Origin of the sequence: Pseudomonas reactans, assembly GCF_013385825.1 — a bacterium.
Taxonomy (GTDB): Bacteria; Pseudomonadota; Gammaproteobacteria; order Pseudomonadales; family Pseudomonadaceae; genus Aquipseudomonas; species Aquipseudomonas reactans.
Genome location: NZ_JACAPG010000006.1, coordinates 36,149 through 62,166, shown reverse-complemented (window position 1 = coordinate 62,166; position 26,018 = coordinate 36,149). Strand labels below are relative to the sequence as shown.

Genomic DNA, 26,018 nt, shown 5'->3' with positions numbered 1-26,018 from the left:
TGGGGTTCCCGACGAGATTCGTCGACTGCGTCTACCCTAAGGAAAAAATCATGAATATCCCTATTGAAGCTTTAGCGCACCTTGTTGGCAGCTCGCCTCAATTCATGCTCCACCTGACCGATGACCAGCAAAAAAAACTACGCCGCTTCATACACAAGCGCGTGCTCAACCCGGAAGATGCGGATGATCTTCTTCAATTGACATACCTGGAAGCCTGGCGCAACCGCGATCGCTTCAGCGGCAATGCCACGCTCAGCACCTGGATGTGCGGTATCGCGCAAAACCTTATACGCAACCATTTCAGACGCCTGTATGCCAAGCCAGTACATTGCGAATTCGATGAGTCGTTGTGGCATGGTCAGGAAAACAATCACGACCTGGATTGGGAATTTGAAATCAACCAGCGCCTGGAAAAAACCTTGAGTGCCATCGACCACCTGCCGATGGAGATGCGCAAGACGCTGTACGCGTCGCTGGAAACCGACGGCAGTTACCAAGACACGGCCGACGTTCTGGACATTCCTATTGGCACTGTTCGCTCACGCTTGTCACGGGCACGTGAGCACCTCAAGCGCGCCACTCACAACCCCCAGCGCCAATAACGTCACACTACGCGTTGGGCGGCAGGGATATCTGCCCAACTCGATCAGACTTTTCTCATGCGCGACAAGGTGAATCGCGAGCCACTCGTCGCCCGAGCCGGCGGTTTCGCTTAAACAGTTGAAAGCGTAGATAAAAATTCAAAATAAATGCTTGACGCAATCTCGTTCTGCGCGAATAATGCGCGCCACTTGGCTACATAGCTCAGTTGGTTAGAGCATAGCATTCATAATGCTGGGGTCCGGGGTTCAAGTCCCTGTGTAGCCACCAAGTACCTGTTTACAGATGTCTCAATGAGTCTATAAACAACCTCAAGAAGCCCGCCTAGTGCGGGCTTTCTTGTTTCTGGCTATCTCTCCTTGTATCCCCCTATACCTTCCCTCCGTGTATCCCCCTGTGTATCCTCGACAAATAATTGAACCGAGGGGATACAAGCCCAAATGAAGCGATCCGAGATAAAACGCCGCCCCCTTTCCGATACCGCATTGGCCGGCCTGGAGCCTGATGCCAACGAGTATCGCGAGCTGGACGGGAGCGGCCTTTATTTCCGCGTGAAGCCTGATGGCCAAAAGTCCTGGCAGCTTCGATACAAGAAGCCCGACGGCAAGTGGTCCTGGCTTGGGCTTGGCGGTTATCCCGAAGTGAGTGGATCAGTCGCCAGGCAGAAAGCTGCCGAATTGCGCGCCGACGCCGCCGACGGCAAAAACCCGATCGTTACCAAGCAAGCCCGCAAGAAAGCAGAGAGGGATATTGCTGGGGAGACATTCGAGCCACTGGCGCGAGAGTGGTACGCCTCTCGTCTCACCAACTGGGACGCGGGCACCGCCAAGCGAATCATCGGCGCCCTGGAACGTCACGTTTTCCCGGTGTTCGGCAAGCGCCCATATGCCGACATCACTCCGCTTGAGTGGATGGAGTTTCTGCGCGGCATGGAGCAACAGGGAATCCTTGAGCAAATGAGCCGAGTGCGCTCGTACTGCCGAGACGCCTACGACTTGGCCAGAGTAACCGGTCGGGCAACCCACAACCCGCTTGAGGGGCTTCAAAAATACCTCCAGTCAGGCAAGGCGGAGAACTATGCCCACGTCTCACCCGACGAGCTTCCTGGCCTGATCCGCGCAATTGCTGCCTATCCGCACGCCCACGATGTGCGCCTCGGTCTGCGCCTGCTGAGCCTATTCGCTGTGCGCCCTAGCGAGTTGCGCGAGGCCCGGTGGTCGGAGTTCGATTTCACCAAGAAGCTCTGGACAATCCCAGTCGAACGCAAAGGCCGTAAAAAGGGACTTGAGCACCTGGTGCCGCTTTCGTCTCAGGCAATCGAGGCGCTGGAGGAACTACGCCAGTACACCGGCAGCTATGCCCTTCTGTTCCCCGGCCGCAGCGACCACACCAAACCACGCAGTGACACTGTGTTTCTGATGGCGCTGCGCCGTATGGGATATGAAGGCCGGCAAACCGGTCACGGCTTCCGGCACATCGCATCGACGGTACTCAACGAGAACGGCTTCGACGAAAACCACGTCGAGGCCCAGCTATCCCACAAAAAGCCGGGCGTGGCTGGCGTCTACAACAAGGCACAGTACCTGCCGCAGCGCACGACGATGATGCAATGGTATGCAAACTACCTCGACGGTCTCGCAGGAGGCGTTGTTGTTCAAGGTGGATTCGGCAAGAGGGCCTGATGCGGGCCTTCCTTTGTCCGCATAGACAGCTATAGACTGAGCGCCAACACTGTTTAGATAGACAGTATGCAAGCAAGGCAAAGTTTCCGGTTGGCCCAGTTCTACGGGCCGAATGGCGGACTTTTGGCCATCCAGGTACCAAACAATCTCAAGGACACCCGTCAAGGGGGGGCAATAATGGCAAGAGCTGAAATTCCAGAGTGGTTTGACTACAAAGCCTATCAAGCCCCCCTCTCCCATGAGCAATGGGGGGTGTGCATAGAAATGCGCGCCTTGTTTATTAAGTCGAAAAATCATTTAGACAAAGCTAAGCAAGAGAGCTTTTTTAAAACTTTTGCCAGCCGCATCCCTGGCGATTATGGACTGACTGAAAGGCACACCGATCCTTTCCCAGTGAGATCGATGATTGCAGCGGACCTGGCCGTAATTTCTGCGTCTTGGTCTGAAGATCCTTCTTGGCAAATGCTTTATAAAAAAGTGTGCTCCGTTGTAGGAAAGCAGGCCCCCTCGGATTTACTGGATGAGGTGGTCGATATCTACGAGAGTGGAAGCTCGCTAAAAAAAGAGGCGCTGGAGAAGGTTGGTTGGCTTGCACCAGAGTTTTGTCATGGTGTCCCTATAACCGTAGACCTAGATAGCGACGATGAAACGCTCAAGCTTGCTTTCAGCGTATGGCTCGCCGGAATTAGGAGCGATATGAATGAGCGATTCAAAAAGCCGATCAGCGAAGACGACTTTCAGAAGTGGCACAAGTACAGAATTCTCGCAGCTTTTGATCTGTACCAGTGGGCAGAAATCAAAGGCGTACGCTTCACGAATAACCAAATAGCGAATGCGCTGTTTCCACCCAGCTCCATCGCCTTTGAGGACAGAGACGTCGATATGGGAGAGCGGATTAGGAAAGTGGTCAAACCATTGATGGAGCAGAGCATTACCTCTGAGACTGTCCGTCTTATCAAGGCAACAACCAGGCTTGAAACGTACTTGGGTCAAGTAGTGGAAAAAGAAAAGGAAGAAAGGAAAGCAGCCGTAGCGGAATCAAAATGAGAAAAAATCATTCCGGAATTATCCGACGCCTTCCGGGTGCCGGAATAGCTTTTAGCAGAAGCCTGTCCGGAACGAGATACGCGCTTTCCGATGACTTCTGTTGCTAGGCGCAACACCTTTAAATCTGTTCCCGAGGACACATCAGTCTCTATCACTCGGGATACAGCATCATGCAATCAATACCAGCCACTACCACCCACCAGTTTGATCCAGCTACCGTCATTATTCGCATCAGTGAACTATCGAAAATCACTGGTTACGCCCGCCCCACAATCTACAAGCGCCTCAAAGACGACCCGACTTTCCCTCGCCCCGTCCCGCTGAGCGATAGCAAATCGCGTGGGGCACCTGTCGGTTGGATTCTGGCAGAGGCGCAAGCCTGGGTGCGCCAGCGGATCGCTCTACGCGAGGTGGCCGCCTAATGAACCAAAAAAAGGCCGCCCCACAGGCCAGACACGAAAACACTCGCGTCGAGAATACGAGCGGAACCGCACAACGTGCTCGCCTTTTGGAGCGCCTACAGGCTGGCCCCATTGATACCTTCACTGCCATCCGCGAACTGAATATCGTCCGCCCTGGTGCCCGCATCAATGAACTGCGCGGCTTAGGCCACAAGATCCTGACCCACCGCCTCACCCTGACCGACGATCAAGGGCGCACTCACCAGGGCATGGCGCTCTACTACCTCAGCACCAACCCGCCGGCGCAGGTGACAGCATGAATGCAATCACGCTGACCCACACCGAGAACGAATCGCGCGTGGATAGCCGCCAGCTCGCGAAGCAACTGGGAACCAAGCACAAAAACCCAATGGCGCTGATCGAGCGCTACCTGGCGATGTTTGAAGAGTTCGGGGTTGTTCCGTTTCAAACGGAGAAACCCTTGGCCGGAACTGCTGGTGGTAGGCCGGAGCGCTTCGCCCTGCTGAACGAAGATCAAGCGTTCTTCCTGCTGTCGCTGTCCCGCAATACCGACCGCGTTGTGGAACTGAAAGCGAGCCTGATCATGGCGTTCCGCGAAGCACGGTATGGGCGCGCCTGCCGCACATTGGAGGCCCGCAAGATGGAAGCCAGCACCAGTGGTCGGCGCCTGGCCCACTGGCGCTATGACAAGCCAAGCGTATACGCGTACGTCGCTCATTTGAGGGAGCAACTGAAGCTGCCAGTCGATTCTGAGGACTTCCGCCCATGACAGCTATGCTCATGATCAGCGATAAACGGTCGATAACTTTTGTTGCAAGCAATCGTGCTCGTCGGTATGGTTTGCCCGTCGCTGCAAATTCAGCGACCGGGCTTGGTAACCCGCTGAACGTTAGGCGCAACAGCGCCCCCATTACGATTGCAGGCGCTTTTTTTGTGCCCGCAGTTACGTTTTATGGTGGCTGTGCGTGGGAGGCATTCGTGCCTGCCGGGTTCCTAACGTCCCGGTTTACCAACCTGCGCACAGCTGCCACCCATTCGCTTGGTAACGAACGTGGCAGCTCCCTCTTTACGTTAGGAGCTCCACGTATGCCCGCCCTAAATCCGTCTGCGATTCGCGCATTTGCTCACCGCCGCATGGCCCTGAGCGCCCTCCGCGCAAACTCCAGCCTCGCAACCCGCCTCAAGCGTTACTCGCACCACATGAGCATTGCCCGCTCCCTAGAGTCTGCCGGGGGTGTGCAATGAATACCCCCGCCCGCACCATCCAAGAGATTGCCCACGACACGCTTGAGGATCTCGAAAGCGCCCAGATCGCCCTGCGCAAGGTTGAGGCCGTTCTCTATGCCGCATTGGCAGACAAGGGCACGAGTCAGCACGTCCGCAATCTGGTAGATGTCGCGTGGAACCTAGCCGCTGACGGCGCCAACACCGCCGACTGCAACCGCGAGGCAATTTCCGCCGCTCTGTCCGGGTACGCTGGCCTGGGCGCCGGGGGTGACGAATGAAAACGGCAATCCAAACGCGGGATGACCTCAGTTTCACCAAGCGCGACGACATGGGCAGGCTCATCAACTGGCCCCGGAACAACCCTGGCGTAGCTGCCGATTGGGAAAAGGGCCTTGCTTGCTTCGATTACGAGATCACCGAGCTGGCCGCGCATGATGAAACCGAAGCATTCGGCGCCATTCAGTTCGCCTTGTGCGGCATGGGTGGGCGATATACCAACCTTGAAATCGGCTTTATAGATCGCGTAGCCAGGGCTGCGGTGATTGGCTTGCGCGCAATGCGAAATGGCTCCGAGCGGTTCAAGCCGAAAGACCCAGTAGAGGCTTAAAAAATCATGAACAACCTAACCTGCAAAAACGCGGGTACGCCGAAGGCTTGCCTGAAAAAAACCATCGAACTGTTTTACGTCACGCACCCGAAGGTGCCCAAGGCGTTGCTGGGACCATTCTTGACCGAGGCCGACGCTGAGTGCGGGCGCGTTGTTATGCGCAATGCTGGCGCCCAGGTGACGGCCTGCCTGGTTGATTCAATCGACGACGTTACCCGCTGGCACGGTGTGAACAACGGTCAAGTTTGCCGGGCCTTTGCTGGCGCTGATCGCTGGGAGGTCGGCCATGGATAACGTGACCCCAATCAAGCGCAGGGGCAGTGGCGGCCCACCCACTGCTGGCGCTCATATCGACAGCGCCAGCTATGCGCTGCTGGTGGAATCCCTGGTGGGCTTCCTGGAGCTGCGCATCTCGGAAGGCGACCAAGGCCGCCACTGCAATGATCTGGAGCGCCTGACTCAGAAACTGGAGCACTTGGCCAAGCGTTTTACCCCGCCGAAGGGGGCCGCATGACAGACGCAACGATCCAATTCCGTGATGCGCTCCAGGCCGTCTATGGCCCTCTCGACTGGCTACCAGAGCCCGACGGTGCAATCCACCGATTCCGTGTGCCGGAGGATAAGCCTGGCTCGCTCAACGGCTGGTATGTGCTGTACCTGGACGGCATTGCATCCGGCGCGTTCGGCAGTTGGAAAGCCGGAGGCGCCAGCACCTGGTGTAGTCGCGAACCGGTGGACGCCCGCGAAGCGGCCCAGATCCGCGAGCGAGTTGACCAGGCCCGGCGCCAGCGCGAAGCCGAGCAACATCGGCGCCAGCAGCAGGCCGCCGAGAAGGCTAATCACTGGTGGCGCAATGCGCGCCGCGCCTCACCCGACCACCCGTATCTGGTAGCCAAGACGGTTCGCTCCTACGGCCTGCGCCAGCGTGGCGCTGACCTGCTGATCCCGCTGTACCTAGATGGGCGCTTGGTCAACCTGCAAAGGATCGGGCCGGACGGCGACAAGCGCTTCCTGTTCGGCGGCCGGATCAAGGGCACCTATTCGCCGCTGGGCATCATCGAGCCAGGTTCTGTGCTTTGCATCTGCGAAGGGTGGGCGACGGCCGCCAGCCTCCACCAGCACGGCGGCTATGTCGTTGCCGCTGCCATGAACGCGGGCAACCTGATCCCGGCGGCGCTGGCCCTTCGCGCTCGCTACCCAGGCCAGCCAATCGTGATCGCCGGCGACGACGACCGGCTCACCGATGGCAACCCGGGGCGCACAGCGGCAAACGCAGCGGCGGCGGCCGTGGGTGGCCAAGTGGCTTTCCCTGAGTGGCCGGAAGGCGCTCCCGATGACCTCACCGACTTCAACGACCTCGCCAACTGGAAACTCGCCCATGTCCAAGCCTGACAACAACGTCATCAACCTTCGGCCGGACGCCGCGACCATTGCGCCAGATCGCCCCTGCTGGGCGGTGTACGAGCATTGGGTAATCAATGAGAAGGGCCGCAAGCTGCGCCCGGGCGTTTACTGGCATAGCTTTAAGCGCGCCGCCGCTGACCAGGACGACGCCGAGGGTGATACCGGCGACCGGCCTATCACCGATGAATGGATCTCCAGCCCCGTCACGGTCGTGGCCCGCACCACCAACAGCGACGACGGCAGCGAGGGGCGGTTGCTGCGCCTGGTAACTGAGGGCGGCATCAAGGAATGGATCATCGCCATGGAAGTGTTCGGCGGCAGCGGCGAGGACGCCCGGCGTGCCTTGTTCGGGATGGGCGTCATTATCGCCCTCAAGAAACGCGGCACGTTCATGGAGTACCTGCTCGACCAGCATCCTGCAGAAGTGTTTGCCACCACCAGCCGGCCGGGGTGGCATGAATCGGGAGCGTTCGTGCTGCCTGGGCGAACCATCGGTAGCGCCAATGTGCGGTACCAGGCCAGCAATAAGGCTCAGGTACTTTTCAGTCGGCGCGGCGAGCTGGCGCTGTGGCAATCGGAGGTGGCCGCCAAGTGCGCGGGCAACCCGGTGCTGACTCTGGCGATCGGCTGCTCCCTGGCTGGCCCATTGCTGAGTTTGGTCGGCGTGCTGGGTGGTGGTGTTCACCTGGTGGGCGACAGTTCTAGCGGCAAGTCACTGGCGCAACTGATCGGATCGTCGGTATGGGGCGACCCGGGCGTGTTCGCCGCCAGTTGGGACATGACCAAGGGCGGCCTGGAGATCGAAGCGTCTAGCCGTAATGACACCATCCTCCCCCTGGATGAGATCAAGCGTGCTGATCCCAAGCGCGTACAGGAAATGGCCTACTCCCTCGCCAACGGCCAGGGCAAAGGCACCATGACCCGTGAGCGCGAAGGCCGCGCCAAATTGAGCTGGCGCCTTCTGACACTTTCAAGCGGCGAGCGCTCTCTATCCGAACACGCGGCCATATCCGGCAATGCCGCCCACGCTGGCGCCGAGTTGCGCATGGTCGACGTGAACGCCGGTACCCGCACACACCGGGCCTTCGACGAATTGCACGGGCTTGAGGGAGCGGACTTTCACCGTCAACTCACCGTGGCGGTCGGCGCCCACCACGGCCACCTTGGGCCAGCTTTTGTCGAGAAGCTGCTCGAAAGCGACGACCGCCCGGGCCTGCTGGAAGACTTCGCCGGAGTACGCGCCAGCTTTGTGGAAGACAACGCCCAGGCCGGCCGGGTGGCTGATCGGTTCGCCGTGATCGCGCTTGCAGGGGAGATGGCCATCGCCTACGGCCTGCTGCCTTGGGTGCCGGGTACCGCCCTCGCCGACTGCCGCTTGCTGTATGGCGAATGGCTCAGCCGGGTTGGCAGCGGCAACGCCGAAGACCGTCAGATCCTGGCCGGCATCCTGGACTTTATCGACCGCCACGGTAGCAGCCGCTTTTCAGATGTCGACGATCAAACGCCTGACACCAAGGTTTTCAACCGGGCCGGTTACTGGGAGCTGGTGGGCACCAACCGCCTATACCTGTTCAACAAGCCGGCGCTTATCGAGGCGGCGCACGGCTATGGCCTGTCTCGCATCATCAAGGCTCTGGAGAGCGCTAACGTCCTCGCACGCCGTGACAACGAGCGTAAAACCAAAAACTACCGCCTCCCTGGTGGTGGCCAGGCGCGCCTCTATGTGATCGACCCGGACATTATGGATCGTGAAGGCGGTGGCGTATGAACGTCACTCAAAGACCAGCAATCCAGATTGCCCAAGTTCACAGGAACCTAGAATCACTGGCAACAGTGGCAACACCGGCAACGGCCTTGTGTGGCATGGCCTACAGCCGTTGCCACCCTATAAAAAAAGTGGCAACAACTGGCAACGCACACCTCATTTTCAACATAAGAGACCCGCACTTTCCCTTCATTTGGTTATCACCGTTGCCGGTAAAAAACCGGTGGCAACAGTTTGGCAGCATCGGCAACGCCTGGAAGCCACGGTTTACGCGGCTGTTGCCTTTGTTGCCGCTGTTGCCGGTGTTTTTGAGATCACAGGAACATTGGATCAGCAGTGATCGGGTCGAGGTGACGGCATGAGCCTTCTTTCCGTTCTCCTCGATCACATGCCGCCAGCTATCGCAGGAGTCGACTCGCCAAAAGTGGATAGCCAGCCTCGCCCGTGCCTAGTGCTGGCCAGCTCTGTCGAGCGCACTCCCCGGCTCATCACAAACCCACACTCAAGCGCCGCCGCCGCCACACCCGAATGGCGACACGCCCGTGACCAGTACCTCAACCACATCATGGTTTGTCGGAGCTGCTACGCGCCCACCGGCCGCCATTGCACGGCTGGCGCCCACCTGCGCGCCAGCTACGACAACACACCTATGGAGGCGCACCCATGACGCCCAGCCTTATCACCAGCTTGTGCAACATCGCTTTGAAGCCAGGCATTAGCGCCGCCACGCAGCTCATCACCACCCGGCGAATCGGTCGCGCCATTGCTGAACAGCTCGACGTTATCCGCAGTGAACGACGAGCCCTACGCCGGCAAGCGGGCAAGTTGAATGCATTCCTCCCATTCACCCGGCAGACCATTGCGGAACTGGAGGAAGAGGCCAGCGAACACCAGGAGGCTACCCGCAGCGGAGCGTGGAGCGCACTCGCAGGGTTTGGCCAATCACTGATGTTCGACCGCGAGGGGCTGGCGCAGGCGCTGGGCTTCGACCAGATGTGCGACCTACTGGGCGTCAACCCAGTACATCGCCAGCAGGCCAGCGCAGACGGTGATACCAGCCTTCGCGAAGTGGCGTACCTATCCCAGCTAGAGGACAGCGCCGACCGCAAGAGCGACGAATGGGGCGCCGGTGGCCCGCTGTATCAAGCCTGCCACGCGGCCATGATCCGGTTCATCAGGGAATGCCCAGAAGACCAGTTGCCCGACCCATTCGCCCCTGGTGCGCCGTTCGGCCCAAAGCTCCCGCCTGCCCTGAGCATCATCGGCAACTGACCATTTTCCGCGCCACGTTTTGCGAATCACGAAAACGTGGCGCGACACCGAGCAACACCACCGGGCACAAGCCCATGACCAGCGCCAGCGGCGCATAGAGGAAAACATGACAGACCAAGACAGCAACACCATAGGCCAAGCGCCCACGCACCGGAAACGCTTCGCCGAGGCGTGCAAGATCACTGACTTTGCTAGTGATCCAAAGATGATTGGCGGGTATGTCGTTTGGGGCGTCAATCACATCGTCAAAGTTGGGCGTGACGGAATCGACGGCCCGTATTACACCGAGCAAGAGGCTGCCATTGCCGCGGACCTGCTGAAAGCCATAAATCCATTCGCCAAGGAATACGCATCTACCCACTGCTCAGCCTGGAACCCTGACCCGCGCCGCGAAAAGGCTACCCGTGACGACGCCATGGCATCTCGCATGCTGCTGGCAATGCAGATCGGAGCAGAAGTACCGACCCAAGTCACCAACGGCAAATAGGAGAAATAGATCATGGCCGCATTGGCAATCGAATACAGCCCGCGCACAACCATCATCCTTGGCGGTTCACTCGCAAAGAAATACGGACGCAAACACACTTTTCTGCTTTCCGATCACGGGGACGTGCGAGAGGCGGTGAGAGCGATAGACGTGAATCATCAGGGATTCGCCCAGGATCTAGCCATTGCCAAGACCAAGGGTATTGAGTTCGCAGTATTCCGAAATGGTAAGAATGTTGGCGAGGCTGAGTTAGGACTGGGAGGCTGTCGCGAGATCAAGATTATCCCCGTGATCTGCGGGAGCAAGCGCGGCGGCGTTCTTCAAACGGTAGTAGGTGTCGTCCTGCTCGCAGTCGGGGCTGTACTGACATACGCGTCTGGCGATACGGCGACGCCGTTTACGTCAGGGATGATGATGCTGGGCGCTTCCCTTGCTCTGGGAGGGGTGATCCAAATGCTAAGTCCCCAGGCCGGCGGCTTGAAGACCAGCGCAGCGCCTGAGAACACCCCCGGCTATGCCTTCGGCAGCGCCAAGAACACAACTGCGTCCGGCAACCCGGTACCGCTTTGCATCGGCGAGCGACGGTGGGGCGGGGCAATTATCAGCGCTGAGATCTACGCCGAAGACCAGATGTGATCCGAGGTCTGCCAGTGCTACCTTTGCAGCTCATGACAAGGAGTTCCCATGCTTAAGATCATCGCCGCAATTGCCCTGGCCGCCTTGGTGACTGGCTGCTCTACCTCCCCGGTATCGTTCGACCAGGCTAAACCTGTTCCTGGTAGCAGGGTAATGGCGTATGGGCAAAAGCCCGCAGGTCCGTATGGAACAATCCAGGTTTCACGCGATACCGGTTTTGTAGGCGGTGGCTGCTTTGTAGCCATTCATATCGACGGTCGACCAGTTGCTCGCATTGATACTGGTGAGGCGGTGAGCCTGTTTGTCCCCGCTGGGGACCACTTAGTCGGGCTGGGTGCAGACGAACGTGGTTCGGGGCTATGCAGTTTTTCAGGGTCGCTAAAAGAGCAATCTGCGATATTGAAAGCCGGCCAAGTGAAGCGGTTCCGAATCGGCGGCGACACGAATGTCGGCCTGGATATTCGCCCGAGCTCTATTTGAAAAGCGCCCCAGACAGACGATATGGTCTCACTCAGACCAAATCGTCTGTTTCACCGTCCTGCTGGTAACCACTCTGGTAACCACCAAAAGTAACCACACAGCTCGGTTACCATCCATCACGGGGATATCCGTCGCAGAGCCGCCTGGCGCCCGCCAACCTTGACAATTGTTAACAGGGTGCCAGGCTGGCCAACCTCCCCAGGGACTACCTTCTGCTAACAGGCGGCGAGCTTTTCCACCGATTCCAGGTCGGACCGATGTCAACATTTGTCAACATCGCGCCAAGCCCCGCACTTGATCAAATGTCAGGTTTTGTCAGGTTCTGGAGCCGAACCAATATCGAGCTTGAGAAGTCGCCGGCGCTGACAGATAGGCCGACAACCACATTCGCAATCACGCCACGCAAATCCCTCCGTGACCAATTATCAACCGTTGAGGAGTACACACCTTAAAAACGATTAGCAAAAATCGACCAGTATCGATCGTTCGCTGAACGCTGTATAAGGCCCGAAGCAGCCTGTTCCGTGGTGCTTCAGGTTTGCTACTGGCCGATTATGGGCAAGCATCTGTGGGCGCACACTGCGAGCGCCGCCGCACGCTGGCTCTAGCAATCGCGTCCCCCGACACACATCATCACGAGGGAATGACTTGGCATTAATTAACGATAGTGTAGCCCCTACATTTTCTCGTTAGCTTCGAGATGGTAGTCTCCTGATACAGCTTAATTAGATGGAATTAACGATGCTTACTGAAGAGATTCTCAATGCTCAGCGCCAAGTACGGACTGACGCATACCAAATGTCGATTGGCGAAATTGTCGGCATGTATGACAACGAGGAAATCATCATTGACCCAGAGTTTCAGCGCCTTTTCCGTTGGGACATTGGTCAGAAGTCAAAACTGATTGAATCGTTGTTGCTAGGAATCCCGTTACCATCGATTTTCGTTTTCGAGCGGGACGATGGGGCTTGGGAGCTAATCGACGGTCTCCAGCGCATTTCGTCCATCCTTGAATTCATGGGGCGCTTACGACACCCAGACGATGGGTTGCTTAAGCCGTCGATATTAGAAGCTACTAAATATTTGCCCTCGCTACACAACGTCGTTTGGGAGTCTTCAGACCTCGTTGATCTTCTTGCAGTAGACCAGAAGCCTCTAGACAAAACGCAACAGTTGGCCATCCGCCGTGCTCGACTAGGCGTCGAAATATTGAAACGCCCTAGCGATGACCAGACCAAGTACGATCTCTTCCAGAGGCTGAATGCGGGAGGCACCCAAGCAAACGCTCAGGAGCTTCGGAACTGCATAATGCTGATGATCAACCGTGACTACTTCCGGTCTGTGAAAGCCTCGGCGGAGCAGGAAGCCTTTAGGAGTGTGGTATCTGTCAGCGATGAGCAGGCTGAAAAGCAAAGACACATGGAGTTGGCCGTGCGGTTCTTGGTCCATACCCAGGTGCCGTATGATGGCCGCCTTGACGTGGAGGAATATATCGACGAGGGAATCGTTATCCTATCGCAAAACGGAGATCCCGCGGCCGCAGCATTGCTGATCAATCAAACGTTCCAACTCCTTCACGACGTTGCTGGAAGTAACGCCCTTCGACGCTTTCAAAATGGCGCACATGGCGGAAAAGTTGGCCTTGTCGGTCTAGAAGGGATTGCCGTAGGCGTAGCTAAAAACCTTCACGCGATCCTTGCTCTCGGTCCTGTGGCGTCCCGAGATTTTGTCAGAGAGCGGATGGAAAACTTCTGGGTACAACCGGCGACCGCGAGCTTCACGTCACTCGGCCTCCGCGGCACCGTCCGCATTCAGCGTACCGTTCCATTCGGAGAGGCATGGTTCCGTCCATGAGCAAACCCTATACCGAGGCCAACTTCTCCGAGCAAATAACAGAAGACCGCAACTGGCGAATCAAAGAAATCTCCGACCTAAAAACGGCAATTAGGCGAGGTGATGAGGGCGTACGTAGAGTACTGCTACGAGCCCTAGTTGCAATTTGCTACGCTCACTGGGAAGGCTACGTTAGGTTTTCTGCAAAGAAGTACCTAGAGCATGTGGCGTTGAGAAAATTCCAATATGGTGACCTTAATACGCAATTCTTCCGAAACTACTTTCTGCCGAGATTGGGCGCCCTCTCTACATCGAAAGCTAGCATCGCAGAGCGGAGCGCCTTAGTTGATGAGATTTTGAACTCCTCGGATCATCGCTTCAGCAGGGTGAACGATGACTTAATCAATACAAAAGCGAACCTTAACTCTGAAGTGCTAACAGATATCTGCTTAGTGTGCGGAGTTCCTCCTGAGCCTTTTGCAGACAAAGCTACGTTCATAGACGTTGTTCTCCTTAAACGAAGAAATGCCATTGCCCACGGTGAAAATACCTTAGTGGCACTCGCTGACCTCGACGAAATCACCAACGACTCTATTGGGCTAATGCGAGCCTTCGGTGACGCCCTGGAAAATCATGTTGTGCTGCAAACTTACAGAGCCGTTTAGTTGATCCTGCCTCCTCAGAATGGCAGGGGTCTTGGAACTCCCGTCACCTGAGCGTCCGGTTTTGGCCGATTGCCTCCCTTCATGGAGGCTTCGGATCGACCGCTGTCAGTATCCACCCAGGTATCCACGGTTTGAGGATGATCCAAGGTGGATACCGCGGGGCGTGACCAGACGTGGTAACCACTTTTCGCTGGTCAACTGTTCGTCCAATCCGTCTCGGAGAAACACAGCATGAAGGAAGCCAAATGCTGGCCGATTAACGAGGTATAGCATTCCCGCTTGCTATATTGCCGGCCACCTGACAGACCCAATACAAGGAATGTGAATGTGAAGCTCGCCCCTGTCTTATTACTCGCTCTGCTGACGTCTGGTTGTGCTACCGGCCCCGCCGTCGAATGGGTGACTGTCCGCAACACTGACAAATTCACTGATAAATCCAGCTGCGCGGTAACGGTGGGCAGCTATTACACAAAGGGGGGGATATACACCGTCAGCAATCAATACTACCCATACATTGAGGTGGTAAACGGCGACCTCCGAGTCGGTGTGAAAAGCGGCGGCCGTTTCCTGATCCCGGTCGGCGACGTTCAGCTCAGAGTCGATCAGAACAAGGCATGGACGATCAGTACCAGCGAAACCCCGCTGGACTATGTGCCCGAGGGCCAGCTCAAAGCGATGCAAGCCTACGCACCGAAAGATCCCCAGCAGCAACAAATAGTGGAAAACGCCTACAAGACGGCGATGGATGCCACAGCACGGTCCATGTCGCCGTTTACCGCGTCAACAGGCGAAAAGGCTCAGTCAATTCTCAAAGAGATGCGATCCGGCAAGACGCTTATCTATCGTACTGTTGGCCTGAATCAAGCGGCGTCTACGACCGGGGAATATGTACTGGACCAGTCGCTGGAGGTCGCATTGCGTCAGTGCGGCATCCAATAGGCGCAGGCATCCGGGGTTCTCGCGCAGTGTTTCGCGCACGCCCGTCGCGCACCTGGTCAATGCGCGAAGCCCTCCCCCGCAAGGTTTCACGCCCCCTTCACGCAGCATATTCACGCACTGGGCCGCGTTATGCCCTGGAGGCCCGCAAATGCTCAAGCCTCAGCGAAGACCTCTGGACTGCGCAGTAACTGCGCAAATTGCGCGCAGGAAGTACGCGGTTCAGTACGCACGGTTGGTACGCATTGGGGTGCGTACTGGCAGTAGGTTCGCACTTCTGGTTCGCACCCTCTTACGCGAACCTGGTGCGAACCAGGCCGCCAGCCTGTTATCAAAAGCTATGGTTACCAGGCACTGGTTTCCACTATGGTTTCCAGGGTTTTGTAGTGGTTTCCACTGAAAGTCGACTTATAAAAAGGACAAAATCTACAATCAGGAGGTACTACAAGGTAATCAAAGACCAACCTACATCATTACGAATTTCGTTTACCTCGGACCTAGTATTGGTCACAGTTGCAAGCTGTATGCTGCCCATAGGATCGAAGGAGTGAAGTCTATGCACCCACGGCTCAAAGCACCTAGCACCCACCTACCTGAAAAATTCCATGCTGCATTTGAGCTATGTTTTGCAGCCCATGATGTCATCGCTCAATTACTTGTATCTGGTATGGAGGCTGGGCTGTTCGTAAAAAATATTAAATTTCAAAATAACGAAGATAAAGCTTCTTTTGAGGAGGCAGATGACATCTTTGAATGGTTCAAAATTAGCGGCCGATTAGAAGATAAGGTAGATGTACTAGTAAGTTTGGTTTTCCCTGCTGTTTTATCCGATATGTTGCACTGTATTTTTGAGGCGTTAGAGACCTCCCGCAAAGGCAAGCTTGCTATTTCCTACATGTTGCTGAGGAAGCCTTTGCAAGAAAGCCTTTATCTACTCGAATCGGTAATTGCAAATAAAGAGGATTTTGCCGAGAAGCTTTCTATAGATCCGCTGAAATTACGCCCGCAGAATGCTGGTGGCGTACCGGGGCATACCAAACGCATTCAAAAGGTGCTAGAGATAATCGGCGAGCAGGATAAATTTGATGCCGAATATTTAGCAAAGCTTCGGTATGACAAATTGGAGGAAGATAGCTTTGACGGAATATGCAATAAGGCGATGCACTTATTCACAGAACATCATGCATTAAGAACCGAGCCACATAACGTGAACTTTATATTTTCAGGGGAAGACGAAATAGAAGGGCAGTGGTCATTTCTTTACAGCAGACTTCCCTACGTCCTCTTATACGTGGCTTCACTGAGTGATTATATTTCCTTGCGGTATGCTGAAACACTGCCTTTATACATTGATGACATCAAGCGTAGGCTTACTGCCCTGTCGTTGATCAGTACATCCTCCACTGACGCTGAGTACATAACAGAGCAATGGAAAACTCTGATAGCCACGAACTATCACTGGCTGCTCGGACATTGCGACGAGAATGGCTATCGAGCACCAGAGCCTAAAGATCTAATCAAAATGGGATCTACAGGAGCATTCCCAGGAGAGACGAACAAAAGCGTCAAAGCTAGAGCCCGAATCTACGATAAAATTTCGGACATAAACAAAACCTGCTCTTAGTAAGTCCGCTCCCATCAGCGAAGCTAAATCCTGACTCATATCTAAAATGAAAAACGCATATGGCACAACGCACCCAGTGGGGGGGGTAAGAATTTTTGTACTTGCCCTCGCCTACGAAGTATCCGTGCTCTGATCCCCCTGAAGGCCCGCAGGCAGATACCCCCTTATGTCCTCCTTACTTTTACCCGGTCTTTACAGAATCGCTGGCGAATGTGAGACAGGCATAAGACGGATTCGGCGAGCGTGGTCGCCTGAGAACGCGCAGCGACCAATGCGGGCGGGGCTCACGCTTAGATGCGGGGAAATCCCGTATCACATAACCAGGGCAGTTTGCTGCCGGCAGACGCAAACCACGTAAAGGTGATTCCGGGCATTCGCGGCGCCGGTGCTACGCTTTCCCGAAACACGGAGAGCCACCATGACGGACACCAAACTGATTGCTAACCTGTTCGACCGCCTGAATCAAAACCAGCTCGCCCTGGGCGCCGCGGTAGAGGAGCTTTCCAACTGGGTAGAACAGCGCGGATCGGCAGACATTGCCAACAACGTACGCGGCGCGCTGGAAACTCTCGACGAGAACCTGGTGTTCGTTCGCCAGGGCATTGCTGAGCTGACCGTCGCCGGCAGCCTGGGGCAGTCCTGACGCGGGATAGGATTCTGGACAGGCGCTGGACGGCTGGAGAGGCCGCAGTTCATCCAACTCGGCCCAGAAGCCAAAACCAGTATGGGCTGGAGGCAGATCGCGCAGGCGGCCGGAATCTACCTCGTCCAGAAGCAGAGAGATGCCAACTCGAAGTTACGCCATGTCATGGTAGGGTTTGAGCTCTACTATTTTGGAGCTTCAGGAATGAATCTTTATGTCGTCCGGCATGGCGAAACATGGGCCAATATAGAAAGCCGCTATCTGGGCGCACTTGATCCCGAGTTGACTGAGAGGGGCCGCAAGCAGGCCCAAACGCTTGACGCACAGTTGCCTACAGAATTATCGGTGCTGGCCGTCTCGCCGCTATTGAGGGCACAGCAGACCGCCGAGATACTTAATCACTCCCGAGCGCTTCAGGTTCAGACACTTCAAGGCCTGCGCGAGCGCAATGTCGGTGTCTTCGAGGGACTGACCCAGGCCGAAGCACGCGAGCGTCACCCGGACCTATGGAGTCTCAATATTACTCGGCACTGGGCACTTGCACCTACCGGCGGGGAATCGATTTTCGAAGTGGTCAGCAGGGTTCACACAACCTTGCAGCAATTGCATGAAATGCATTCCGGGAAAAATGTAGCAATAGTCGCTCATGGTTTTATTGCCAAGACCATTAGGGCATTAGCCAGGCAGGACTTCTCTGATTTCTACCAGTGGCAACTCGCCAATGGCTCGGTGCTGGCATTGGAAAATTTTCAGCCTCCGAGCGCCTCGCCGCAATCGTGGGAATCAGAGATTCCAGTTGAATGAGCGGGCCTGTGCTCCATTAATTCGGCCGCCCCCTGACCTTGTACGGCGATTCCTGGGGCTTATTCCATGATCAGGAGACACGTCCGAAACCCTTGACCATCCTTGACGGAGCCTTGACGAAATTCTTGACAGGTCTTGACGGATTTATCTGGCGCCACCAGCAGATGGATCGCTGAAAGCCACGAGGGGCAAGGCTTTGCGGGCTTTCTCGCAGCTTGGCCAGCACCGGCCTCGTCAAGAATTCTAGAAGTACCCGTCAAGGTAGCTGCTCGATCAATATCAAGGCCCACCCAGCCGGGATGGGGTGGTGAAATACCGGGCCAGACAAATCCTTAGCGCGCCAGGCAATACTAGACAGGCCCTAGACGGATTTTCGCCGACAGACCACGGGCAAACTGCCCGCAGCCTACGCAGCACGCCGCCGCCAGCGTGAAATGTGGTGTCCTGGCGCTTGATGCTCGTCAAGTATTTACCGAGACTTCCATCAGACTGAAATCAGAACAAAACGACTAGGCTCAGCCGAGAGCGTAATCACGACGCAGCCAATGATAATGGTGGGGGCGAAATGAACATTGAAGACCCGGAAATTGCAGCGCTGAGAGAAAAGTTTGTTCACTTTCGAGAAGAGTGTATTTGGCTCACTAACTGCTACAACCTTTACAAAACTTTGTATGAGGGTGGCCCCGAGACGGACGCCTTGCTACATCGTGTAGCGCCGGCGCTTTTTCTTGACCTGAATCGGATTGTGATCGATCACATACTTCTTCAAATTTGCAAAATCACAGATCCGGCACAAACAGGGGCTCAGCAGAATCTAACCTTGGCCAACCTGAACAAACATCTGCAGGCCATCAACCTGTATTCATCCGAGATAGAGTTGGTGTCGGATAAGCTGAGCGCCTATCGCGAAGTGATAAAGCCAGCAAGGAATAAACTGATCTCGCACCTGGACTGGAAAACCGTGCGTGATGGTCAGTCTTTGGCAGCGCACGCGGCAGAGGAAGTAAGTCACTTCTTCGCCGGCCTTTTCCGTTACACAGATCTTGTGGGAGAGGCTTGCGGGATAGGACCTTTAGACTATCGAGTATCCGCCTGTGCGGGCGACGCGATCGACTTACTTCGCTTCCTGCGCCAAGCCGCACCGGCGCCAACACCAACCGCGCACCGAGGATAGAGCCGTGTCCGTTATTGACTGTGATTATCTGCCCACCGACAAGGTGGCGTTTCCGCCAGAACTGGCGCTGCTGATTGTCAGGAAGGCCAGCGCAATGGCGGCGGCATTCGAGGAGCAAGCCCTTGATCAGCTCACCAAGGACGCCCGACGCGCACTTTCGCAGGGAACTGAGCCAAGGCGCGTAATCAGGGAAATGCGCTTGTAGGCGGGAAAGTGAACTGCCGGGACCTCGGTAGTTTTTCCAGTACCTGCCATACCGGAATGGGAGCCCAGGCTAATTAGGGAGAATCCCGGACAACACCCAATCGCGAAACACCCCATGAATGACCACTACCCTGGTTCGGGGTGGTGCTGGCGCGGGGGAATGGCAAGAACTCCTCTGTGTTATGGAAGTGCCCCAATGCAGCGGGCTGTCGTTGATCAATAGCGGTCATGAATGGGTTATCCAGTGATGCCCCGGATGAAGCTTCAGCAAATGCCGCCTAAGCCACGCCACCTCTTCATCGGGCAGCGTCGGCAAGGTCTTGTGAAAATCCTCCTCGTCCTTTGCCCGCACGCGCAGGGCTTTGAACAAGAGGATCGCCGCAGGCCTTAAATATGGAATGCCTTCACTGCTCAACCACAACATTTCTTTACGGGGAAACCTGATAGACCCATCCCGTTTGTAAACCCATACTTCAGGACTTCCTGATTCGATCATCATGTCCACCCGCCAGGCTTGAGCAACTGGGTCGAAACACCACACCTGCTGAATGTCTACACCTGGGATTTGACCCGCGGGGAGAAAAGTGAGCACCCCGTCCTTCGCGGTGTACATATCGAGATCGCCAAGCGCGTGCCGGAATACCGGAAAATCGTCTCGCAACATGGTGAACTCTATATCGTCATGCTCCCTCGTCTTTTCGCCGAGCCATAGATCAAGCGCCCACCCGCCGACAACGCACCATGGAAGCGAGACGGTCTTCAGGCGAACAGCCAACTCGGCGGGCGTCCATGAACTCCATAGATCTTGATCCGGCGCCAAAGCCCTGTCCGTCATAATCTGATCTCCGATCGTTCTGAGCATTACGCTGCCTAAGACAACACATACTTGCCATTTAGCAAACTGGGTTAGAAAACACTCACGCACCTTCTGCGTTTTTTTGAAGCTAGGCTGCCGCTCGTCGGAAGCGGAATAGCGACTCTCTCAAGCTTTATTCGGCTGCTCTGACATAGACCCAAAACACCCCAGCAGACAGCGCCGTGTATCCCCAGGTGTATCCCTTAAAAACATGAACGAATAAATAGCAATCAAAAACAATAGCTTATACGACCAGTTCAAATGTCTGTGTACCACCAAGTACTAAAAACGGCTTACCGAGAGGTAGGCCGTTTTTTTATGCCTCCAGAAAAGTGCCGGTCGTTGGCCCAAGCCATTGCGGTGATGTAGCAGGAGGCAGTGCAATTGCGCTCGAAAAAAGGCGCGATCTGTATTTTGACGCTCCCCTGACCCACTGTTAGTGTCCAGCCTCCCTTCTATTCACGGAGTGCTCCACGGTGAAACTGGACATTTACCAAGTCGACGCGTTCAGCCAGGCCCCTTTCGGCGGCAATCCGGCGGCGGTCTGCCCGCTCACCGAGTGGCTCAGCGATGAGCAATTGCAGAACATCGCCGCCGAAAACAACCTCTCCGAAACCGCCTACTTCGTGCCCCGTGGAGATTTCTACGAATTGCGCTGGTTTACCCCAGAGATCGAAGTGGACCTGTGCGGCCACGCCACGCTTGCGGCGGCGTGGGTGCTGATTCACCAACTGGCGGATGCACCTGAAGTGTTGCGCTTTGCGACACGTAGCGGCGAACTTCGGGTAACCCGCAACGGCGATGAGCTGGCGATGGACTTTCCGGCCAAGCAACCCCACCCCTGCGCGCCCCCCGCTGGAATGTTGAGCGCACTGGGCATTGAGCAGGCCGACGTATTCAGCACCGATGACTACATCGTGTTGCTGGAAGACGAAGCGCAAGTCGCCGCACTGAAGCCGGATTTCGCACGCCTTAAAGGCTTGCCCAAACGCGGGACTGCAGTGACGGCCAAAAGCGCGCGATTTGATTTTATTTCTCGCTGGTTCGGCCCGAATGTGGGCGTGAATGAAGACCCGGTCACCGGTTCGGCCCACACCTCATTGGCGCCGTTCTGGGCCGAACGCCTGGGCAAGTCGCAACTGACCGCCGAACAAGGCGGCGCACGCCGCGGCCAACTGCGTTGCGAACTCAAAGGTGACCGCGTGATCATTTCCGGCCATGCGGTGTTGTACCTGCAAGGCACGATTTACCTGTAAAAAGCAGTACCCAAGGACAACAGATCATTCTCAAAATGAACGGAGTTCAGCGCGTGTTTTCGATTTCCCGCCGTCAACTGTCGGTGATTGCCGCAGCCCTTGCACTGGCTGCATGCAACACCTCTGTCAACGAACAGCCACCGGCACCAGAGCTGGGCTCAGGCTATCGCACCGACCTCACCACCCAACAGGCCACGCGCCATATGGCAGCGGCCGCCAACCCTCTGGCCGCAGAGGCCGGGCGAGAGATGCTGCGCAAGGGGGGTTCGGCGATCGATGCGGCGATTGCGATGCAGGCGGTGTTGACCCTGGTGGAGCCGCAGTCCTCCGGAATCGGCGGCGGCGCGTTCATCATGCTGTGGGACGGGAAAACGGTGCACGCCTATGACGGCCGCGAAACAGCACCGACCGGGGCGACGGAGCGGTTGTTCCTGAAGACCGATGGTAAACCGATGGCGTTTCCAGAAGCGCAGATTGGCGGACGCTCAGTCGGCACGCCTGGGGTATTGCGTGCACTTGAGATGGCACACACAAAGACCGGCCACCTGCCATGGGCCGAGCTGTTCGAGCCGGCGATCCGGTTGGCGGAACAGGGCTTCGCCATTTCTCCACGCCTGCACAGCCTGATCGCAGCCGACCGCTATATCGCACAATCGCCAGACATGGCGGTGTACTTTCTGAACGCCGATGGCACACCGAAAGCCACCGGGACGCTGTTGAAAAACCCGGCACTGGCCAACGTGTTCAAACGCATCGCCAAGGAAGGGCCGAATGCACTGTACCAAGGGCCGATTGCTGATGAAATCGCGAGCAAGGTGCAGGGTCATCGTAACGCGGGCAGCCTGTCCCAGGCGGACCTCAAGGGCTACACCGCCAAGGAGCGCACGCCGCTGTGCACCGATTACAAGCAGTGGAAAGTCTGTGGCATGCCGCCGCCGTCATCGGGCGGAGTCGCCATCGCACAAATCCTCGGCACCTTGCAGGCGCTGGAGGCTCGCAATCCGGCCCAGGCCATCGCCCCCATGCTCCCAGTGAAAAGTCCGTCGCCTGCAGGCCTTGAGCCCACACCCGAAGCCGTGCACCTGCTGGCCGAAGCCGGACGTTTAGCGTTTGCCGATCGCGCGCTCTATGTTGCCGACGCAGACTTCGTTCCGGTGCCGGTGGCGGGCCTTGTCGCACCGGAGTATCTGGCCAAGCGCGCCGCCTTGATCGGCGAGCGCAGCATGGGCATCGCCAAGCCGGGCGTACCCGCGGGTATCCAGGTAGCCTACGCGCCGGACCGCTCGCCGTTGCGCATTTCTACGTCGCAAGTGGTGGCGGTGGATGACCAGGGCGGCGCTGTGTCGATGACCACCACGGTGGAAGCGGCGTTTGGTTCCCATTTGATGGTGCAAGGTTTCTTGCTCAACAACCAGATGACCGATTTCTCGTTTATCCCCGAGGAAAACGGCCAGCCCGTGGCCAACCGCGTCGAGCCGGGCAAACGCCCGCGTTCGGCCATGGCGCCAACCCTGGTGTTCGACCGCAAGAGCGGCGAATTACTGGCCACGGTCGGCTCACCCGGTGGCTCGCAAATCATCGAGTACGTGAGCAAGTCCCTGGTGGCGATGCTCGACTGGAAACTCGACCCGCAAGCCGCCATCAGCCTGCCTAACTTTGGCAGCCGCAATGGCGCGACCGAGCTGGAAGCCGGTCTGTTCAGCCCAGCGCTGAAACAGGCGCTCAAGGACAAGGGCCATGCGCTGAGCGAGATCGATATGACCAGCGGCATCCAGGCCATCGTCCGCACACGGGATGCCCAGGGCAAGGTGTCGCTGAGCGGCGGCGCCGACCCCCGGCGCGAAGGCGAAGCGGTTGGCGACTGACTATTCACTCAACGGAGAACGCGTTCGTGCAGCAGGCAGATAATCTCGGCGCCATTCCCGGCGTCGACCACGGCTTTTGTTCGATCAATGATCCGCTGCGCCCGGCAGAGGTGTTCATCTGCAAGCAGGTGCATAGCCCTTCGGTGATCGAGTGGCAAGCCGACCAGGTGCCCAATACCGTTGAAGCGGACGGGGTGTGCACGGGTGAGCATCATCCCATTGCGGTGATTACCGCCGACTGCCTGCCCCTTCTCATTGCCTCGCAGGGCGGCGAAAAGGTCGCTGCGGTGCATGGAGGATGGAAGGGGCTGCAAAGCGGGATCATCGCCAATGCCATCAAGCGCTTTACCGATGAAGGGATTGCGGTCGACCAGTTGCGGGTGGCGATCGGGCCGTCGATCAAACCGTGCTGCTATGAGGTAAGCGAAGGGTTTGTCGCGCAGTTTCAAGCTGACCAAGGGCACGTATGGTCAAACGGGCAGGCGCCGTGGAGCACCGCGCAACCAGCGCCGTTGCTGCCGCCTGAGATCGCACCACCCCACGCCCGGCAAGAGGGAAGTGCGTGGTTTGATTTGAGTGGATATGGGGTGATGTTGCTGCAAGCCGCCGGCATCCGGCGGGAGCAGATCGAGGTGAGTGAGGTGTGCACTTACTGCACCTCCCCCACCTTTGCCAGCTACCGCCGAAGGACGCATCATCCGGAGGAAGTGAAGACACTGATTTATTCGTGGATTGCTCGCATCACCGACTGATCTTCAACCCCTTGCGCCCCGCGTGCCGCTCCAACGCCAGCTCGATCAGCCGGCTCACCAGTTCGCTGTAGCTCATCCCCGCCGCCTGCCACAACTTGGGGTACATGCTGATGCGGGTGAAGCCGGGCAGTGAGTTGATTTCGTTGATCAGTACTTCACCGTCGTCGGTGAGGAACACGTCGACCCGTGCCAGACCAGAACAGCCCAGCACCTCGAACGCCTCGATGGCCAGCCCGCGAATACGCTCGCTGGCTTCCTGGCTGATGTCGGCCGGCACCACCACCTGGGCCGCCTGGTCGTCGATGTATTTGCTGTCGTAGGAATAGAAACCGCTGCTCACCACGATTTCGCCACAACCGCTGGCGATGGGGTTTTCGTTGCCCAGCACGGCGCATTCGATTTCACGGCCTTTTACGGCGGATTCAACCAACACCTTTTCATCAAAACCCAGTGCCAGTTCGACGGCTGCGTAATACTCGGCTTCGTCGCAGACTTTACTCACGCCCACGGACGAACCTTGGTTGGCGGGTTTGACGAACATCGGCAGGCCGAGCTTGGTCACCGCAGTTGCAAACGAAGTACGCGCCGCGTTGCTGCGGGTCAGGGTGATGAACGGGGTAACGGCGATACCAGCGTCACGCAGCAGGCGCTTGCTGATGTCCTTGTCCATGCACACCGCCGAGCCGAGTACGTCGGAACCGACGAAAGGCAGGTCCGCCATGCGCAACAGGCCTTGCAGGCAACCGTCTTCGCCGAGGGTGCCGTGGACAATGGGGAAAATCACATCGACATGTTCCAGCAGGCCTGTGCCCGAGGTCTCCACCAGTTGCTGGTTGGCCTTGCCGGGCACCACCGCCAGCTCGCGGTTGGACTGGTTGAGGGCGATCAGGGCCGGGTTTTCCTGGTTGAGCAGGAAGTTCGATGTGTCGTTGAGGTGCCAGTGGCCAGCCTTGTCGATACCGATCAACACCGGCTCGAAACGGGAGCGGTCCAGCGCGTCCACAATGTTGCGCGCCGACTGCAACGAGACTTCATGCTCAGCCGACCGGCCACCAAAAATAATACCTACCCGCACCTTGCTCATGACCCGGCCTCACTGTTGAAAGTAAGGCTTCTTACCACGGGCGGTCAGCGATTCGCTACCAGATGTGCACCGAACAGCACGTAGCAGCCCCCGGCAAAGCGGTCGAGCCACTTGCGCGAGCGGCTGTAGAGATTGGCCATACGTTCACTGGAAAACACCAGGGCCACGCAGGAATACCAGCTGAACGACAAAGTGGCCATGGTGATGACCGCCAGGGTCAGCAGCATCGGCGAGGGAGACGGTGGCATGGTGGACGCGAAGATGGTGGCCACAAACAGCGCCGCCTTGGGGTTGGACAAGTTACCCAGCAACCCCAGGCGCCATGCGGAAAACAGCGAACGCCGTGCCTCGTCCGGCAGCAGGTTCTGACTCATGTTCGGCGTTGAGCGCTTGAAGAGTTTCAGCCCGAGGTAGATCAGGTAGCACCCGCCAATGATCTTGAACGCCAAATACAGCATCGGTGCGGCAGTAAACAGCGACTTGATGCCCAGGCCACCCGCCAGCCCCCACATGATGGTGCCTGTGGCGACACCCGCCGACGCCACCACGCCATGGCGGCGCGAACAGCTGGCGGCCAATTGCGCCGTGTTGAAAAAGTTGGGACCGGGCGTCACCACTGCCACCGTCCATAGCAGGGCCAGCGAAACCAGGGGCGCCAGGTAGGCGGGGTTGAAAAAATCCATGGGAGGCAGC

The 26,018-nt window shown here is 57.1% G+C and carries 31 protein-coding genes and 1 tRNA gene; 29 read left to right on the top strand and 3 right to left on the bottom strand.

Features of this window, described 5'->3' with window-relative positions:
- Positions 1-50 precede the first annotated feature (50 nt).
- The 26 genes from HX868_RS06355 to HX868_RS06230 all read left to right on the top strand — a co-directional run bounded on the left by HX868_RS06355 (position 51) and on the right by HX868_RS06230 (position 19,513).
- Positions 51-602: an RNA polymerase sigma factor gene (locus HX868_RS06355; protein ID WP_095014606.1), complete on the top strand. Its 552-nt coding sequence runs from the start codon at positions 51-53 to the stop codon at positions 600-602.
- A gap of 191 nt (positions 603-793) precedes the next feature.
- Positions 794-870 (top strand) — tRNA-Met (locus tag HX868_RS06350).
- Between the two features lie 170 nt (positions 871-1,040).
- A complete protein-coding gene (locus HX868_RS06345; RefSeq protein WP_177002301.1) occupies positions 1,041-2,282 on the top strand; it encodes a tyrosine-type recombinase/integrase in 1,242 nt (413 codons plus the stop codon).
- Positions 2,283-2,348: 66 nt separating this feature from the next.
- Complete coding sequence (locus tag HX868_RS06340; protein ID WP_177002300.1) at positions 2,349-3,329, top strand: DUF6387 family protein; 981 nt, start codon at positions 2,349-2,351, stop codon at positions 3,327-3,329.
- A gap of 170 nt (positions 3,330-3,499) precedes the next feature.
- Complete coding sequence (locus HX868_RS06335) at positions 3,500-3,751, top strand: helix-turn-helix transcriptional regulator (protein ID WP_169368165.1); 252 nt, start codon at positions 3,500-3,502, stop codon at positions 3,749-3,751.
- Entirely contained in the window at positions 3,751-4,050 is a 300-nt protein-coding gene (locus tag HX868_RS06330) for a helix-turn-helix domain-containing protein (RefSeq protein WP_169368164.1), read from the top strand. The genes HX868_RS06335 and HX868_RS06330 overlap by 1 nt, the downstream gene beginning before the upstream one ends.
- Positions 4,047-4,520, top strand: coding sequence for a Rha family transcriptional regulator (locus HX868_RS06325; RefSeq protein WP_177002299.1), 474 nt, complete (start codon positions 4,047-4,049; stop codon positions 4,518-4,520). The genes HX868_RS06330 and HX868_RS06325 overlap by 4 nt, the downstream gene beginning before the upstream one ends.
- A gap of 472 nt (positions 4,521-4,992) precedes the next feature.
- Positions 4,993-5,256 carry a hypothetical protein gene (locus tag HX868_RS06320; protein ID WP_177002298.1) on the top strand — a complete coding sequence of 88 codons (264 nt, stop codon included), beginning with the start codon at positions 4,993-4,995 and terminating at the stop codon, positions 5,254-5,256.
- Positions 5,253-5,585, top strand: coding sequence for a hypothetical protein (locus HX868_RS06315; RefSeq protein ID WP_090367430.1), 333 nt, complete (start codon positions 5,253-5,255; stop codon positions 5,583-5,585). The genes HX868_RS06320 and HX868_RS06315 overlap by 4 nt, the downstream gene beginning before the upstream one ends.
- 6 nt (positions 5,586-5,591) lie before the next feature.
- Positions 5,592-5,879 carry a hypothetical protein gene (locus HX868_RS06310; RefSeq protein ID WP_177002297.1) on the top strand — a complete coding sequence of 96 codons (288 nt, stop codon included), beginning with the start codon at positions 5,592-5,594 and terminating at the stop codon, positions 5,877-5,879.
- Positions 5,872-6,099: a hypothetical protein gene (locus tag HX868_RS06305; RefSeq protein WP_177002296.1), complete on the top strand. Its 228-nt coding sequence runs from the start codon at positions 5,872-5,874 to the stop codon at positions 6,097-6,099. Before HX868_RS06310 ends, HX868_RS06305 begins: the two co-directional genes overlap by 8 nt.
- A complete protein-coding gene (locus HX868_RS06300) occupies positions 6,096-6,977 on the top strand; it encodes a toprim domain-containing protein (RefSeq protein ID WP_177002295.1) in 882 nt (293 codons plus the stop codon). The genes HX868_RS06305 and HX868_RS06300 overlap by 4 nt, the downstream gene beginning before the upstream one ends.
- Entirely contained in the window at positions 6,964-8,757 is a 1,794-nt protein-coding gene (locus HX868_RS06295; protein ID WP_177002294.1) for a DUF927 domain-containing protein, read from the top strand. Before HX868_RS06300 ends, HX868_RS06295 begins: the two co-directional genes overlap by 14 nt.
- Positions 8,754-9,116, top strand: a complete 363-nt coding sequence (locus tag HX868_RS06290; RefSeq protein ID WP_177002293.1) for a hypothetical protein — start codon at positions 8,754-8,756, stop codon at positions 9,114-9,116. The genes HX868_RS06295 and HX868_RS06290 overlap by 4 nt, the downstream gene beginning before the upstream one ends.
- A gap of 301 nt (positions 9,117-9,417) precedes the next feature.
- Positions 9,418-10,026: a hypothetical protein gene (locus HX868_RS06285; protein WP_177002292.1), complete on the top strand. Its 609-nt coding sequence runs from the start codon at positions 9,418-9,420 to the stop codon at positions 10,024-10,026.
- Positions 10,027-10,132: 106 nt separating this feature from the next.
- On the top strand, positions 10,133-10,513 hold the full coding sequence (locus tag HX868_RS06280) for a hypothetical protein (RefSeq protein ID WP_177002291.1): 381 nt from the start codon (positions 10,133-10,135) through the stop codon (positions 10,511-10,513).
- A gap of 12 nt (positions 10,514-10,525) precedes the next feature.
- On the top strand, positions 10,526-11,149 hold the full coding sequence (locus HX868_RS06275) for a tail assembly protein (RefSeq protein WP_177002290.1): 624 nt from the start codon (positions 10,526-10,528) through the stop codon (positions 11,147-11,149).
- A gap of 48 nt (positions 11,150-11,197) precedes the next feature.
- The gene (locus tag HX868_RS06270) at positions 11,198-11,629 is read left to right on the top strand and encodes a hypothetical protein (RefSeq protein ID WP_177002289.1); all 432 of its coding nucleotides are present in this window, start codon (positions 11,198-11,200) and stop codon (positions 11,627-11,629) included.
- 741 nt (positions 11,630-12,370) lie between these two features.
- Complete coding sequence (locus tag HX868_RS06265) at positions 12,371-13,483, top strand: DUF262 domain-containing protein (protein WP_177002288.1); 1,113 nt, start codon at positions 12,371-12,373, stop codon at positions 13,481-13,483.
- A complete protein-coding gene (locus tag HX868_RS06260; protein WP_177002287.1) occupies positions 13,480-14,127 on the top strand; it encodes an MAE_28990/MAE_18760 family HEPN-like nuclease in 648 nt (215 codons plus the stop codon). The genes HX868_RS06265 and HX868_RS06260 overlap by 4 nt, the downstream gene beginning before the upstream one ends.
- A 327-nt stretch (positions 14,128-14,454) precedes the next feature.
- Positions 14,455-15,066: a hypothetical protein gene (locus HX868_RS06255; protein WP_177002286.1), complete on the top strand. Its 612-nt coding sequence runs from the start codon at positions 14,455-14,457 to the stop codon at positions 15,064-15,066.
- Positions 15,067-15,619: 553 nt separating this feature from the next.
- The gene (locus tag HX868_RS06250) at positions 15,620-16,687 is read left to right on the top strand and encodes a hypothetical protein (protein WP_177002285.1); all 1,068 of its coding nucleotides are present in this window, start codon (positions 15,620-15,622) and stop codon (positions 16,685-16,687) included.
- Between the two features lie 418 nt (positions 16,688-17,105).
- Positions 17,106-17,330 carry a hypothetical protein gene (locus tag HX868_RS06245; RefSeq protein WP_177002284.1) on the top strand — a complete coding sequence of 75 codons (225 nt, stop codon included), beginning with the start codon at positions 17,106-17,108 and terminating at the stop codon, positions 17,328-17,330.
- 204 nt (positions 17,331-17,534) lie between these two features.
- Complete coding sequence (locus HX868_RS06240; RefSeq protein ID WP_177002283.1) at positions 17,535-18,134, top strand: histidine phosphatase family protein; 600 nt, start codon at positions 17,535-17,537, stop codon at positions 18,132-18,134.
- 565 nt (positions 18,135-18,699) lie between these two features.
- The gene (locus HX868_RS06235; RefSeq protein ID WP_177002282.1) at positions 18,700-19,308 is read left to right on the top strand and encodes an AbiU2 domain-containing protein; all 609 of its coding nucleotides are present in this window, start codon (positions 18,700-18,702) and stop codon (positions 19,306-19,308) included.
- Between the two features lie 4 nt (positions 19,309-19,312).
- Positions 19,313-19,513, top strand: coding sequence for a hypothetical protein (locus tag HX868_RS06230; protein WP_177002281.1), 201 nt, complete (start codon positions 19,313-19,315; stop codon positions 19,511-19,513).
- 225 nt (positions 19,514-19,738) lie between these two features.
- On the opposite strand, the gene HX868_RS06225 is transcribed toward HX868_RS06230, so the two are convergent.
- A complete protein-coding gene (locus HX868_RS06225; RefSeq protein WP_246355493.1) occupies positions 19,739-20,374 on the bottom strand; it encodes a nucleotidyltransferase domain-containing protein in 636 nt (211 codons plus the stop codon).
- Positions 20,375-20,844: 470 nt separating this feature from the next.
- On the opposite strand from HX868_RS06225, the gene HX868_RS06220 reads away from it, so the two are divergent.
- From HX868_RS06220 to pgeF, 3 genes are read left to right on the top strand one after another with little or no spacing between them, the layout of a single operon-like run.
- Positions 20,845-21,624 carry a PhzF family phenazine biosynthesis isomerase gene (locus HX868_RS06220; protein WP_177002280.1) on the top strand — a complete coding sequence of 260 codons (780 nt, stop codon included), beginning with the start codon at positions 20,845-20,847 and terminating at the stop codon, positions 21,622-21,624.
- Between the two features lie 35 nt (positions 21,625-21,659).
- Positions 21,660-23,489 (top strand): gamma-glutamyltransferase, encoded by a 1,830-nt coding sequence (ggt, locus tag HX868_RS06215; RefSeq protein ID WP_177002279.1) that lies wholly within the window; start codon positions 21,660-21,662, stop codon positions 23,487-23,489.
- Between the two features lie 26 nt (positions 23,490-23,515).
- A complete protein-coding gene (gene pgeF, locus HX868_RS06210) occupies positions 23,516-24,241 on the top strand; it encodes a peptidoglycan editing factor PgeF (protein ID WP_177002278.1) in 726 nt (241 codons plus the stop codon).
- On the opposite strand, the gene ddlA is transcribed toward pgeF, so the two are convergent.
- Both ddlA and HX868_RS06200 read right to left on the bottom strand, forming a co-directional pair.
- Positions 24,231-25,325 carry a D-alanine--D-alanine ligase gene (ddlA, locus tag HX868_RS06205; RefSeq protein WP_177002277.1) on the bottom strand — a complete coding sequence of 365 codons (1,095 nt, stop codon included), beginning with the start codon at positions 25,323-25,325 and terminating at the stop codon, positions 24,231-24,233. The two genes, pgeF and ddlA, sit on opposite strands and share 11 nt — an antisense overlap.
- Before the next feature lie 44 nt (positions 25,326-25,369).
- Positions 25,370-26,008, bottom strand: a complete 639-nt coding sequence (locus HX868_RS06200) for a LysE family transporter (RefSeq protein WP_177002276.1) — start codon at positions 26,006-26,008, stop codon at positions 25,370-25,372.
- Between the last annotated feature and the right edge of the window lie 10 nt (positions 26,009-26,018).